The 13,569-nt window shown below is 69.2% G+C and carries 13 protein-coding genes; 8 read left to right on the top strand and 5 right to left on the bottom strand.

The annotated features are described in order from the left end of the window. The first annotated feature begins 27 nt into the window (after window positions 1-27). The 8 genes from D7006_RS09125 to D7006_RS09090 are packed head-to-tail and all read left to right on the top strand — an operon-like array spanning window position 28 to window position 7,280. Window positions 28-972 carry an ABC transporter permease gene (locus D7006_RS09125; protein ID WP_169121261.1) on the top strand — a complete coding sequence of 315 codons (945 nt, stop codon included), beginning with the start codon at window positions 28-30 and terminating at the stop codon, window positions 970-972. A gap of 8 nt (window positions 973-980) precedes the next feature. Beyond that, entirely contained in the window at window positions 981-1,862 is an 882-nt protein-coding gene (locus D7006_RS09120; protein WP_169121505.1) for an ABC transporter permease, read from the top strand. Beyond that, entirely contained in the window at window positions 1,859-2,920 is a 1,062-nt protein-coding gene (locus tag D7006_RS09115) for an ABC transporter ATP-binding protein (RefSeq protein WP_237356358.1), read from the top strand. Before D7006_RS09120 ends, D7006_RS09115 begins: the two co-directional genes overlap by 4 nt. Next, window positions 2,917-3,132, top strand: coding sequence for a hypothetical protein (locus tag D7006_RS09110; protein WP_229643607.1), 216 nt, complete (start codon window positions 2,917-2,919; stop codon window positions 3,130-3,132). The genes D7006_RS09115 and D7006_RS09110 overlap by 4 nt, the downstream gene beginning before the upstream one ends. After that, a complete protein-coding gene (locus D7006_RS09105; RefSeq protein WP_237356357.1) occupies window positions 3,129-4,571 on the top strand; it encodes an amidase in 1,443 nt (480 codons plus the stop codon). The genes D7006_RS09110 and D7006_RS09105 overlap by 4 nt, the downstream gene beginning before the upstream one ends. Next, window positions 4,568-5,560: an ABC transporter ATP-binding protein gene (locus D7006_RS09100; RefSeq protein WP_237356356.1), complete on the top strand. Its 993-nt coding sequence runs from the start codon at window positions 4,568-4,570 to the stop codon at window positions 5,558-5,560. The genes D7006_RS09105 and D7006_RS09100 overlap by 4 nt, the downstream gene beginning before the upstream one ends. After that, a complete protein-coding gene (locus D7006_RS09095; protein ID WP_237356355.1) occupies window positions 5,560-6,810 on the top strand; it encodes a Zn-dependent hydrolase in 1,251 nt (416 codons plus the stop codon). The genes D7006_RS09100 and D7006_RS09095 overlap by 1 nt, the downstream gene beginning before the upstream one ends. Beyond that, a complete protein-coding gene (locus tag D7006_RS09090; RefSeq protein ID WP_237356354.1) occupies window positions 6,807-7,280 on the top strand; it encodes an ureidoglycolate lyase in 474 nt (157 codons plus the stop codon). Before D7006_RS09095 ends, D7006_RS09090 begins: the two co-directional genes overlap by 4 nt. Before the next feature lie 65 nt (window positions 7,281-7,345). On the opposite strand, the gene D7006_RS09085 is transcribed toward D7006_RS09090, so the two are convergent. From D7006_RS09085 to D7006_RS09065, 5 genes are all read right to left on the bottom strand, one after another. Further along, window positions 7,346-8,509 carry an acyltransferase gene (locus D7006_RS09085; RefSeq protein WP_237356353.1) on the bottom strand — a complete coding sequence of 388 codons (1,164 nt, stop codon included), beginning with the start codon at window positions 8,507-8,509 and terminating at the stop codon, window positions 7,346-7,348. A gap of 103 nt (window positions 8,510-8,612) precedes the next feature. Then, window positions 8,613-9,557 carry a nitronate monooxygenase family protein gene (locus D7006_RS09080; RefSeq protein WP_237356352.1) on the bottom strand — a complete coding sequence of 315 codons (945 nt, stop codon included), beginning with the start codon at window positions 9,555-9,557 and terminating at the stop codon, window positions 8,613-8,615. A 56-nt stretch (window positions 9,558-9,613) separates the two neighbouring features. Beyond that, entirely contained in the window at window positions 9,614-10,525 is a 912-nt protein-coding gene (locus tag D7006_RS09075) for an enoyl-CoA hydratase-related protein (RefSeq protein WP_237356351.1), read from the bottom strand. Window positions 10,526-10,528: 3 nt separating this feature from the next. Continuing rightward, complete coding sequence (locus tag D7006_RS09070) at window positions 10,529-11,737, bottom strand: acetyl-CoA C-acetyltransferase (protein WP_237356350.1); 1,209 nt, start codon at window positions 11,735-11,737, stop codon at window positions 10,529-10,531. A gap of 24 nt (window positions 11,738-11,761) precedes the next feature. Further along, window positions 11,762-13,567 carry a long-chain fatty acid--CoA ligase gene (locus D7006_RS09065; protein WP_237356349.1) on the bottom strand — a complete coding sequence of 602 codons (1,806 nt, stop codon included), beginning with the start codon at window positions 13,565-13,567 and terminating at the stop codon, window positions 11,762-11,764. Between the last annotated feature and the right edge of the window lie 2 nt (window positions 13,568-13,569).

Below are 13,569 nucleotides of genomic sequence, written 5' to 3'. Positions count from 1 at the left end.
CCCCATCAGCATCCACAAGGTGGCCCCGTGCTGGTCTATGTCCTCAGGCGCATCGTCTACGTGATCCCCATCGTCGTCTCGGTGGCGCTGGTGTGCTTCCTTCTGGTGCACATCACACCCGGCGACCCGCTGGTGGCGGTGCTCCCGCCCGACGCTTCCGCGGAACTCGCGGCGCAGATGCGCGCGGCCTACGGCTTCGACCAGCCGCTGCCGGTGCAGTTCGGCATCTGGATCTGGAAGGCCCTGCACGGCAATCTAGGCACCTCCATCGCCACCGGCCGACCCGTGCTCAGCGAAGTCACAGCGGCGGTGGGCAACACCTTCATCCTCGCCGTGACGGCCGCCTTCATCGGCTTCGTCATGGGCGCCTTCTTCGGCCTCATCGCCGGCTATTTCCGCAACACCTGGGTGGACAAGCTCGCCACCTCCATCGCGGTGGCCGGCGTCTCCGTACCCCACTACTGGCTGGGCATGGTGCTGGTCATCATCTTCTCGGTGTGGCTCAACTGGCTGCCCGCCGTGGGCATGGGGCCGGGCGGCTGGGCGTGGAACTGGGAGCATCTGCGCTTCCTCATCCTGCCCGCCGTCACCATGTCGGTGATCCCCATGGGCATCGTGACGCGCACGGTGCGCGCGCTGACCGGCGACATCCTCTCGCAGGATTTCGTCGAGGCGCTGCGCTCCAAGGGCCTGCGCGAGACCCAGGTGTTCCGCCATGTGGTGAAGAACGCCCTGCCCACCGCCATCGCCGTGATGGGCCTCCAGCTCGGCTATCTGCTGGGCGGCTCGATCCTCATCGAGACGGTCTTCTCCTGGCCGGGCACCGGCTTCCTTTTGAACTCGGCGATCTTCCAACGCGACCTGCCGCTGCTGCAGGGCACGATCCTCGTGCTGGCGCTGTTCTTCGTCTTCCTCAACCTCGTAGTGGACATCGCCCAGGCGGCGATCGACCCGCGCATCAAGAGGGCCTGATCGTGGCGATGACCAGCGACGCCGCCCTCGAGGCGGCCCCCGTCGAGAAGGCCCGCGGCTACTGGGCGACGGTGGCCCGCCGCCTCTCCCGCGACAAGGTGAGCATGGCTTGCGCGGCCATCCTCATCCTCATCGTGCTCGCCGCCATCTTCGCGCCCTGGCTCGGCCTCGCCGATCCCTACCAGGGCTCCATGATCCGCCGGCTGCGCCCCATCGGCACGCCGGGCTATCCGCTGGGCACCGACGAGCTCGGCCGCGACATGCTCTCCCGCCTCGTCTATGGCGGGCGCCTCTCGCTGCTCATCGGCATCCTGCCGGTGATCCTCGCCTTCGGCATCGGCACCAGCCTCGGGCTGCTGGCGGGGTATCTCGGCGGCAAGGTCAACACGATCATCATGCGTACGATCGACGTGTTCTACGCCTTCCCCTCCGTGCTGCTGGCCATCGCCATCTCCGGCGTGCTGGGCGCCGGCATCGTCAATTCCATCGTCTCGCTCACCGTCGTGTTCGTGCCGCAGATCACCCGCGTGGCGGAGAGCGTCACCACCTCGGTGCGCTCGCTGGACTTCGTGGATGCAGCGCGGGCGTCGGGTGCCTCGGCGCTCACCATCATGCGCGTGCACATGCTGGGCAACGTGCTGGGGCCGATCTTCGTCTATGCGACGGGGCTCATCTCCGTCTCCATGATCCTCGCGGCGGGCCTCTCCTTCCTCGGCCTCGGCACCCGGCCGCCGGAGCCCGAGTGGGGCCTGATGCTGAACACCCTGCGCACCGCCATCTACGTCAATCCGGGCGTCGCGGCGCTGCCGGGCGTGATGATCTTCGCCGTCTCCATCTGCTTCAACATGCTCAGCGACGGGCTGCGCAGCGCCATGGACATCCGCAATTGAGCACCATCGAACCTCTCGAGGACCTCGGCGGACCGGCCCAGCCGCTGCTCGCCGTCAACAGCCTCACCAAGCACTTCCCCATCGGCGGCGGCCTGTTCGCCGAGAAGAAGACCGTGCGGGCGGTGGACGACGTGTCCTTCGCCGTCGCCAAGGGCGAGACGCTCGGCATCGTGGGCGAGAGCGGCTGCGGCAAGTCCACCACCGCGCGCCTGCTCATGCACCTCATGCCGCGCACCTCCGGCGAGATCCTGTTCGACGGCCAGGTCGTCGGCTACAGCCTCTCCATGCGCGAGTTCCGGCGCGGCATGCAGATGGTGTTTCAGGACAGCTATGCGTCCCTGAACCCGCGCCTCACCATCGAGGACAGCATCGCCTTCGGCCCCAAGGTCCACGGCGTCGCCGACAAGGAAGCACGCGCGCTTGCCCGTGAGCTGATGGGCAAGGTGGGCCTGCGCCCCGAGGTCTTCGCCAACCGGTATCCCCATGAGGTCTCCGGCGGCCAGCGCCAGCGCGTCAACATCGCCCGCGCCCTCGCGCTGAACCCCCGGCTCGTGATCCTCGACGAGGCGGTCTCGGCGCTCGACAAGTCGGTGGAAGCGCAGGTGCTGAATCTGCTCACCGACCTCAAGCGCGAGTTCGGCCTCACCTATGTCTTCATCAGCCACGACCTCAACGTGGTCCGCTACATCTCCGACCGCGTGCTGGTGATGTATCTCGGACAGGTGGTGGAGGTGGGGCCGGTGGATCAGGTGTGGGAGGCCCCCGCCCACCCCTATACGCGCGCTCTGCTCGCCGCCATGCCGGCCCTCGACCCGGACAAGCGCACCGAGACGCCGCCGCTCTCGGGCGATCCGCCCAACCCCATCGATCCGCCCGCCGGCTGCCGCTTCCACACCCGTTGTTCCTTCGCGGAAGAGGTATGCGGGCGGGTGGGCCCGGCGCTCTCCCCGGCGACGCCGGGCGATACGGCGCCCGATGCGCATCTCGCCGCCTGCCACATGGTGATCCCGGGCTCCGGCCATAGCCGCGCGCCCGCCGCGACGGAGGTCGCCGCATGAGCCAGCATCTTTCGTCTGAAGACGCCGCCGCCATCATCCGCGCCGCCGGCCTCGATCTTCCCGCCAGTGATGCGGCGCGCATCGCTTCCGGCATTTCGCCGGGCCTCGCCGCTTTCTCGGCCATCGCCGGCACCCTGCCGTTCGATCTGGAGCCGGCGACCTTCCTCGCGGTGCAGCGGCCCTGCGCGGAGCCGAAGGAGGGCGGCCAATGAGCCTGTCGCTCCGCCCCTCCGCCGGCGCACCGGCCGATCCGGCGCTGATGACGCTGGCGGAAGCCGCCATGGCCATCCGCGCCGGCGTGCTCTCCTCCCGCGAAGCAACCGAGGCGTGCCTGGCCCGCATCGCGCGGCTCCAGCCCGCCATCAACGCCTTCATCGCCATCGAACCCGAAGCGGCGCTGGCCGCCGCCGATGCGGCCGATGCCGCGCTGGCGCAGGGCGAGGTGAAGGGTCTGCTGCACGGGCTGCCCCTCGCCCACAAGGACATGTTCTACGAGGACGGCCACGTCTCCACCTGCGGCTCGAAGATCCTGCGGGAGAAGGTGGCGACAACGAACTCCACGGCGCTCGCCCGCATCAAGGCGGCGGGCACGGTGCGGCTCGGCGCGCTGCACATGGTGGAATTCGCCTATGGCCCCACCGGCCACAACGCCCATTTCGGTGCGGCGCGGAACCCGTGGAACACCGCCCATGTCACCGGCGGCTCCTCCTCCGGCTCGGGAGCGGCGGTGGCGGCGCGGCTCACTTATGGCGCGCTCGGCTCGGACACCGGCGGCTCCATCCGTATGCCCGCGCATTTCTGCGGCGTCACGGGGCTGAAGAGCACTGTGGGGCTCGTGAGCCGCTACGGCGCCATGCCGCTCTCCTTCTCCCTCGACACCATCGGCCCGCTGGCCCGCACGGTAGAGGATTGCGCCATCCTGCTCAGCCTCATGGCCGGGCATGATCCGCTAGATCCCACCACCGCCACCGCCCCGGTGCCGGACTATCTCGCCGCCGCCGAAGGCCGCCTCAAGGGCCTCACCATCGGTATCCCCGATGCCTTCTATGTGGACGATCTCGACCCCGAGGTCGCCCGCGTGCTGGACGAGACGATCGCCACTCTGAAGCGCGGCGGTGCGCGCATCGTCAGCGTGTCGCTGCCCGACCAGATGAAGCTCTCCGGCGCCTCGCAGGTGGTGCTGAACTGCGAGGCCTCCGCCAGTCACAAGGCGTGGCTTCTGGAGCGCCCGCAGGATTACGGCCCGCAGATCCGCTCCCGGCTGGAGAACGGCTTCGCCATACCCGCCGTGACCTATCTGGAGGCGCTCCGCTGGCGCGGGCCGGCGCTGGCCGAGCACCTCGCGGCAGTTGCCGAGGTGGATGCCGTGCTCGCCCCCACCGCACCCATGCCCGCCCCCACCATCGCCGAGACCGACACGGACGGCGGGCCGGGCGCGGAGGCGATGATCCAGCGCATCACCCGCTTCACCCGCCCGGTGAATTATCTCGGCCTGCCGACCGTGAGCCTGCCCTGCGGCTTCACCGGCACGGGACTTCCCGTCGGCCTGCAGGTGATCGGCCGGCCGTTCGCCGAGGCGACGCTGATCCGCATCGGCGCAGCCTTCCAGCGCGAAACCGATTTTCATGAACAGATGCCGGAGGAGGCATGATGGCTGCTGTCCCAACGCCCCTCGTCGACATCCGCGACCTCACCATCCGCTTCACCGGCGAGCGCACCGTCCATGCGGTGAACGGCGTGTCCCTCTCCCTCGGCGAGGGCGAGGTGCTCGGGCTGCTGGGTGAATCCGGCTCCGGCAAGAGCGTCACCATGCGCGCGCTCATGCGCCTCCTGCCCAAGCGGCGCTCGGTGATCTCCGGCAGCGTGCATGTGGCGGGGCAGGATGTGCTCGCCATGGACGACGCCACGCTCTCCGACTTCCGCGGGCGCACCGTCTCCATGATCTTCCAGGAGCCGGCTCTGGCACTGGATCCGGTCTACACCATCGGCCGGCAGATTTCGGAATCGGTCATGCGCCACGAGGGCGCGAGCCAGCGCGACGCCACCGCCCGCGCGCTGGAGATGCTGGAGCTGGTGCGCATCCCATCGGCAAAGCGCCGGCTGGATGCCTATCCCCACGAGATGAGCGGCGGCATGCGCCAGCGCGCCATGATCGCCCTCGCTTTGGCCTGCCGCCCCAAGATCCTGCTGGCGGACGAGCCCACCACCGCGCTCGATGCCACCGTGCAGATCCAGATCCTGCTGCTGCTGCGCGAGTTGCAGCGGGAGATGGGCATGTCGGTGATCTTCGTCACCCACGACATCGGCGTCGCCATCGAGATCTGCGACAAGGTGGCGGTGATGTATGCCGGCCAGATCGTGGAGACCGGCACGCTGGGCGAGATCGTCCGCACGCCGCAGCATCCCTATCCGCGCGGGCTGCTCGCCTCCACCGTGCATGGGGCGGCGCGCGGGGCTCGGCTGGAGACCATCCCCGGCACGCCGCCCTCCCTCGACAAGGCGCCCGTCGCCTGCTCCTTTGCGCCGCGCTGTGCCTTCGTGCAGCCGCGCTGCACCACTGCGCCGCCGCCGCTCGTCCATCTCGGCCCCGGCCGCGACGTGCGCTGTGTTCTGGCTGAAACCCCCGTTCCGGTGAATTGATGTCCGCACCCGCCACCAACCTGACCATTAACGCCGACCGCCTCTGGAGCTCCATCATCGAGACCGCCCGCTTCGGTGGCACCGACAAGGGCGGCGTGCGCCGTCTCACTCTGTCGGAGGAGGACCGGCAGGTGCGCGACTGGTTCCGCGCCGCCTGCGAGGCCGCCGGCTGCACCGTGAGCGTGGACGGCCTCGGCAACATGTTCGCCTTGCGGCCAGGGAAGGACATGACCAGGCCGCCGCTCGGCATCGGCTCGCATCTCGACACCCAGCCCACCGGCGGCAAGTTCGACGGCATCCTGGGCGTGATGGCGGCGCTGGAAGTGGTGCGCACGCTCAATGACGCGGGCATCGAGACCGAGGCGCCCATCTGCGTCTGCAACTGGACCAACGAGGAAGGCTCCCGCTTCGCCCCGGCCATGATGGGCTCGGCGGGCTATGTGGCCGACCTGCCGGTCTCCGACATCCTCGCCCGCACCGATGCGGAGGGCATCAGCGTCGGCGCGGCGCTGGACACCATCGGCTATCGCGGCCCGGAAGAGGTCGGCGCGCGGAAATTCTCCGGCTTCCTCGAACTGCACATCGAGCAGGGGCCGATCCTGGAGGCCGAGGGCCTTCCCATCGGCGTGGTGGAGCACGGCCAGGGCATCATCTGGTATGACGCTCGCATCAGCGGCTTCGAGAGCCATACGGGCTCCACGCCCATGCATCTGCGCAAGGATGCGCTCGCCGCCCTCTCCGAGATCGTTCTCGCCATCGAGGGCCTCGCCAAGGCCCACGGGCCGAACGCGGTGGGCAGCGTCGGCGAGGCGGTGATCGCGCGGCCCTCGCGCAATGTGATCCCCGGCGAGATCGCCTTTTCCGGCGAGTTCCGCACGCCGGACGCCGCCATTCTGGATGCTCTCGACAAGGCGCTTCAGACGCAGGTCAAGGAGATCGCCGCGCGGCGGAAGGTGGACATCCGCCTCGACACCATCTGGCGCAAGGAACCCACCCATTTCGACCCGGCCATGACCGGCGCCATCGCCGCCGCCGCCGACCGGCTCGGCCTGCCGCACCGGCCCATCGTCTCCGGCGCGGGGCATGACAGCTTCCACCTCGCCACGGTGGTGCCCACCGCCATGATCTTCGTGCCGTGCAAGGATGGCGTGAGCCACAACGAGCTGGAATCCGCCAAGCCGGAGGAGTGCGCCGCCGGCGCCAACGTGCTGCTGCACGCGGTGCTCGCGGTGGCGGGCGGCGGCGCGTGAGGCCTCTCGTCCCGCGCCCGCTGACGGCGGCGGCCTTCGCGCCCTATGGCGAGGTGTTCGCGGTGCCAGAGACGGTGGGCGTGCGCACCTCCTTCGACAAGGGGCTAGCCAACCTGAAGCCCGATGTGCCCGCCAGCCTCTCTATCATCCTCGCTTCGCCGGTGCCGCAGCCGGTGGCGGTGGAGGTGATCGAGCGGCACGTCTTCACCTCCCAGAGCTTCGTGCCCATGGCGGCCGCGCGCTGGGTGATCGTGGTGGCACCGGGCACGGCCGAGGACGGGCCGGACCTCACGGCGGCGGAAGCCTTCCTGCCCGCGCCGGGACAGGGCATCACGCTGGCGCCGGGCACCTGGCACGCCCCGCTGACCGTGCTCGATGCCCCCGCCCCGTTCGCACTCCTCATGTGGCGCGACTACGGGCCGGACGACGAAGAGGTGATCCCCATTCCGGCGATGGCGGTGGCTCTCTAAGCCCGCGCGGCGCCTGAGCGAAGGCAACGCACAAGCCCGCGCGGCTACTTAAGCGAACGCAGCGCTCACGCCTCGGCCAGCCGCGCCCGGCCCCATTTGCGGACGGCGTGCAGGCCATCCAGCACCGGCCGCTCCACCAGCACCAGAAACAGGCTGGCGAGGAGGAACGTCGCGAGCGCGGTGAGCGCGAACAAGAGCGCGAGCCCTGCCACGCCCAGAGGCGCGAAATGAACGAAGGCCCATGCCGCCGGCCCGACGATGAGCGGCACATGCACCAGATAAAGCGGGAAGGAGAGCGCGCCGAGATGCTGCAGCGCCGGCCGCTCGAACAGATCGCGCAGCCAGGGCGTGGTGAGAAAGGCGATGATGACGAGCAGCGCCCCCGCCTCCCGCCATCCCTCGGCGCCGAGGCGGGAGAGGATGGCGTCGGCAAGGCCTGGCCCGTCCGCATGGCCGGGATAGGTACCGCCGAGCACGAGGCCGAGGAGCGCAAGCAGCGTGCCCCACATGGGCAGCGGCCTCAGCCAGCCGCGCAGCTCGAACAGAAGCGCCCCGCCGCAGAAGGCAGCGAGTGAGAAATTGCCTGCGATCGCAAGACCAACGAGCCCGGCCAGCAGCGCCGGCACCCGCGCACGGCCGCGTATGAGGGCATAGCCGCCATAGATGAGGAACGAGCCCGTCAGCTCGATGCGCATGGTCCATAACGGATTGTCGAACAGCGGCTGGCCCTTCTGCACGAACACCCCCACCGCCCCTTCCCACGCCGCCACCCACAAGGGCGGGAGGGGCGGCTGATGGGTCCAGCGGAACCACGAACTGCCTGAGAGCGCCTGCGCCGCCTTGCCTGCATCGGGAAAGCCGGTGATCCAGAACCAGGCGATCAGCGAACCGGCGAGCGCCGGCAAAGCGAGGCGGAAGTACCGGAGGCCGATCAACAGAGGCGCTTCCTTCAGCGTGCGCGGCGCCGAGGCCGCCAGCACGAAGCCGCTCAAGGCGAAGAAGACGGCGACGGAGAAATGCCCGTTCCACAGCACGGCGAGCGGCGTGTCGGAGACCGAGAAACCCGTGCGGCCCCAGGAGCGGAAGGGGCCAGGCGTGAAGGCGTAGAAGAAATGGAAGATCGCCACCGTGCAGGAGGCAAAGCCCCGCAGGCCATCGAGACTCATCACGCGCCCCAGCGGAGGCTCGGCATGGGGCGGATCGACGAGGTGCGTTCCGGAAACGGGCATTGGGCAGGCGTCAGGGGCAGCAAGCGGGAGCCAGACCGTAGCCCCGGCGTCGGCGCGGGTCCATCACCTGCGCCGTCGCGCCCCCATTCCGCCACTTGGCTGCTCAGGCCCCGGCGAACGCATCCGAGCAAAGCGCCTTGAGCGCCGCGCGATATTCGTCCCGCAGACGCGCGCACAATTCGGCGGCGCCCGGCAGATCGGCGATGCCGCCCACCCCCTGCCCCGCCGACCACACGGTCTTCCAGGCCTTGGCCTCATTGGACATGTCGAGCTTGGCGTGGCCCTGGAGATTGTCCGGGTCCAGCCCGGCGGCGCGGATGCTGGGCTTCAGGAAATTGGCGTTCACGCCGCTGATGGCCGGCGTGTAGAGGATGTCGGCAGCTGCGGAGGACAGGATCATGTCCTTGAACTCCTGCTGCACCATGGCCTCGCGGGTAGCGATGAAGCGCGTGCCCATATAAGCGAGGTCCGCCCCGGCCGCGCGGGCGGCGAGAATTTGCGCGCCGGTATTGATGGCTCCGGCCATCAGGATCGTGCCGGCGAACACCTGCCGGATCTCGGTGACGAGGGCGAAGGGGCTGATCTGCCCCGCATGGCCGCCCGCGCCGGCTGAGACGGCGATGATGCCGTCCACGCCGGCTTCCGCCGCCTTCTCCGCATGGCGGCGGCTGATGACATCGTGGAAGACGACGCCGCCATAGGAATGCACCGCCTTCACGAGATCGGGCACCGCCCCGAGCGAGGTGATGACGAGCGGCACCTTCTCCTCGACGCAGATGGCGAGGTCCGCCTCCACGCGCGGGTTGGACTTGTGAACGATGAGGTTCACGCCGAAGGGCGCCGCATCCTCCACCTCGGCGAGGCGGCCCTTGATCTCGCGCACCCAGTCGCGAAAACCCTCGCTGGTGCGGGCGTTCAGCGCCGGAAAAGTGCCGACCATGCCCGAGCGCGAGACCTCGACGACGAGATCCGGGCCGGACGTGAGGAACATGGGAGCCGAAACGGCGGGGATCTTGAGGCGGCCCTCGAAGGCGGCGGGAAGCGGCATGGGATGGTCCTTGTTCTCGTGCGGCAGGGCCGCGTGTCCTTGATCCGGGAGCCCGCTCAGACGGCGGCCGCCTTGGCGGCCTGGCGGGCGAAGAAGGCGGCGATCTTGTCCTGCGCCTGCGGGCTCTGAATGAGGCCAGCGCAATAGTCGCGCTCCACTTTCAGCGCCTTGTCCAGGGGCAGGCGCGCGCCCTCGAACACGCAGGACAGGATGGCGCGCGGCGCGGGGTCTTCCCCCCTGGTCCGCGCCAGCACGCGGGCATTCCAAAGGGCGAAGAGATCGCCTGCCGCCGTGCTGGTGGGCGCGATGCCCGGCAGGCGAAAGCCCTTCACATCCCATGGCGCGACCGGGCTGACCCGCCCCTCGCGCAAAGCGGCCTTGGCGGCGGGAATGAGATTCTCCGCAGCCACAATGGCGTCGGTGAGCCCGGCCGCCTGCGCCTCGGCGGCGCTCATGGGCCGGCCATCCACCAGGATCGGCAAGGCGGCGGCGATGCCCAGGCGCCGCAGCACGCGCTGGGTGCCGCCAGCGCCGGGCAATATGCCGAGCGTCACCTCCGGCAAGCCGAACAAGCCCTTGGGATTATCAGTGACGAGCCGGTGATGGCAGGCGAGCATCAGCTCCAGCCCCGCGCCCAGCGCCGTGCCGGGCGCGGCGGCGACCACCGGCTTGCCACACGTCTCCAGCCGGCGGAACAGCGCCCCCATGCGGCCGATGCGGCGCGCCGCCTCCGGCAATGTCACGTCTGACGCCGCGAGGCCGTTCATGATCGCGAGATCTGCCCCGGCGAGGAAGGACGACTTTCCCGAGGTGACGATGATGCCGGAGACGGCGCCGTCCGCCGCCAGCCGATCCACCTCGGCCTCCAGCGCCTCCACCAGCTCCCAGCCCAGCGTGTTCACCGATCGGCCGGGCTGGTCGAGGACGAGAATGGCGATGCCGTCGCCGTCGATCTCCGTTCGCAGCATGGCTCAGACCCGTTCGATGATGGTGGCGACGCCCATGCCGGCGCCGATGCACAAGGTGGCGAGCGCCGTGGCCTTGCCCGTTCGCTCCAGTTCGTCGAGCACGGTGCCGAGGATCATGGCTCCGGTGGCGCCGAGCGGGTGGCCCATGGCGATGGCCCCGCCGTTTACGTTCACCTGCGCGGGGTCCAGCCCCAAGGCGTCGATGAAGCGCAGCGCCACGGCGGCGAAGGCCTCGTTGATCTCGTAGAGGTCGATGTCGGTGACCCGCATCCCCGCGCGCTTCAGCGCCTTCTCGGCCGCGAAGGACGGCGCGGTGAGCATGATGGTGGGTTCCGAGCCGATCTCCGCGAAGGCGCGGATGCGCGCGCGTGGCCTCAGGCCCGCCGCCGCCCCGGCCTCCCGCGTGCCGATGAGCACGGCCGCCGCGCCGTCCACGATGCCGGAGGAGTTGCCGGCGTGGTGGACATGGGCGATCTCGCCGACTTCGGGATAGCGCAGGCGCGCGATCGCGTCGAAGCCGGGGTCCGCCCCCATGGCCGCGAAGGCGGGCTTGAGGCGGGCGAGATCGTCGACACTGGAATTGCCCCGCACCGTCTCGTCGCGGTCCAGCATCACCTCGCCGATATGGTCGGTGACCGGCACGATGGAGCGGGCGAAGCGGCCTTCCGCCCACGCCCGTGCAGCACGGTGGTGGCTCTCCACGGCGAAGGCATCCACCGCAGCGCGGTCATAGCCCCATTTGGTGGCGATGAGATCGGCGCTGATGCCCTGCGGCACGAAGCGGGTGGCGAAGGCCACGTCCGGGTCCTGGCTCCACGCCCCGCCGTCCGAGAGGATGGGAATGCGCGACATGCTTTCGCAGCCGCCGCCGATCACCATGTCCGCCTGGCCGGCCATCACCTTGGCGGAGGCCATGTTGACCGCTTCCAGCCCGGAGCCGCAGAAGCGGTTGATCTGCACCCCCGCCACCTCATCGTCATAGCCTGCACGCAGCGCGGCGATGCGCGGCAGGCACTGGCCCTGCTCGCCGATGGGCATGACGACGCCCATCACGATGTCGCTCACAGCCGCCGTATCGAGGGCGGTGCGGTCGCGCAAGGCGGAAAGCACGGTGGCGGCGAGATGCACCGGCGTTGCCGCATGCAGCGCGCCATCCGGCTTGCCGCGGCCGCGCGGGGTCCGCACATGGTCGAAGATATAGGCGTCTGGCATGGAGGGTCCTTGCAGCCGTGCCGCTCAGGCGTAGAGGCCTTCGATCTCGGTGGCGTATTTCTTCTGGATGTTGGAGCGGCGGATCTTCATGGTCGCCGTCACCTCGTCGTCGTCGTGGTCCAGCTCCTTGGTGAGGAGGTGGAAGCGGCGGATGTGGGAGACCTGCGCCAGCTCCGCATTGGCCTTGGCGACCTCGCCCTCGATCAGCGCGCGCACTTGCGGATTTTCGACGAGGTTGCGGAAATTGGTGTAGGCCAGCGACTTCTCCTCCGCCCATTTGCCCACCGTCTCGAAATCGATCTGGATGAGGGCGGAGACATATTTGCGTGCCTCGCCGATGACGATGCATTCCTTGATGAAGACGGAGGACTTGGCGACGTTCTCGATCTCCGATGGGCTCAAATTCTTGCCGCCCGCCGTAATCATGATGTCCTTGAGGCGATCGACGATCTTCACCTGATCGCCGACCATCTCCACCACATCGCCGGTGTGGAGCCAGCCGTCGCGCAGCGCTGCGGCCGTCGCCTCCTCGTTGCGATAGTAGCCGGCGAAGACGAGGTCGCCCTTCACCAGCAGTTCGTTGTGCGGGCCGAGCTTCACCTCGACGCCCTCCGCAGCCGGGCCGACGCAGCCCGGGCGCAGGTCGTCGAGCCTCTGGCCAGTGCACATGCCGGTGGTCTCGGTTGCGCCGTAGACCTCCACCAGGGGCACGCCAAGGGTGCGGAAGAAGCGCACGATGTTGGGAGAGATGGGCGCCGCACCGGTCATCGCCACCTTCGCGCGCCGGAGGCCGATGAAATTCTGCAGCGCGCGGAAGTAGAGCAGGTAGGCAATGAAGAAGAGCGCGCGCTCCTTCAACGTCCGCGCCGAGGGATGCTTCTCGGCGAACGGCTCGCACACCTTCACGAGGCGTTCGTAGAGCGCGCGGCGCAGGCCGCCCGCTTCCATCATCTTGATGGTGATGGAGGCGGCCAGCTTCTCCCAGATGCGCGGCACGCCGAGGAACATGGAGGGCGCGACCTCCCGCAGATCCTCCTGGATGGTGCGGATGCTCTCGCCGAAATTGACCTGCGACCCCAGATAGATGGGCGCCATGGTGGTGAGCATCTGCTCGGCCACGTGGCAGAGCGGCAGGTAAGAGACGTGGGTGGTGGTCTCGTCGAGCCCCAGCCGCTCGGACAGCGCGATCGCCTCGGCGCGCAGGTTGCGATAGGTGAGCATCGCGCCCTTGGGCTTTCCGGTGGAGCCCGAGGTGTAGATCATCAGCGCCACATCGGAGAGGGACTGGCGCGCCAGAGCCTCCTCGATGATCCAGGGCTGGGCGGCGCGGTGGGCGGCGCCCATCTCGATCATCGCGTCGAAGGCGATGACCTCGCCGCCCGTATAGGTGCGCAGGCCCTTCTTCTCCACCACCACGATGCGCCGGAGCTTCGGAAGCTCCGCCCGCCGCTCCAGCACCTTGTCCACCTGCTCCTGGTCCTCGCAGACGACGATCTCCGCCTCCGCGTGGCCGAGCACATAGGCAACCTCATTGGCCGGGCTGGTGGGATAGACGCCCACCGTCACCGCGCCGAGGAGGCCGGCGCCGAGCTGCGTCAGCACCCATTCGATGCGGTTTTCCGAGAGCACCGCCACATGCCCGCCCTCGGGCAGACCGAGGGCACGAAGGCCATGCCCGGCGAGGGCGGCGCGCTCGAAATAGGCCTGCCACGACACCGGGTTCCAGATGCCGAAATCCTTCTGGCGAATGGCGGTGCGCGCGCCGATGCGCTGCGCGTTGAGGCGCAGCATCTGCGGCAGGGTGAGGTCGGGAAAGCCAAATGCGGTCATGG

Source organism: Xanthobacter sp. YC-JY1 (assembly GCF_021730305.1).
GTDB lineage: Bacteria > Pseudomonadota > Alphaproteobacteria > Rhizobiales > Xanthobacteraceae > Xanthobacter > Xanthobacter flavus.
The sequence above is the reverse complement of the archived record's forward strand: the minus strand, read 5'-3'. Positions and strand labels throughout refer to the sequence as shown.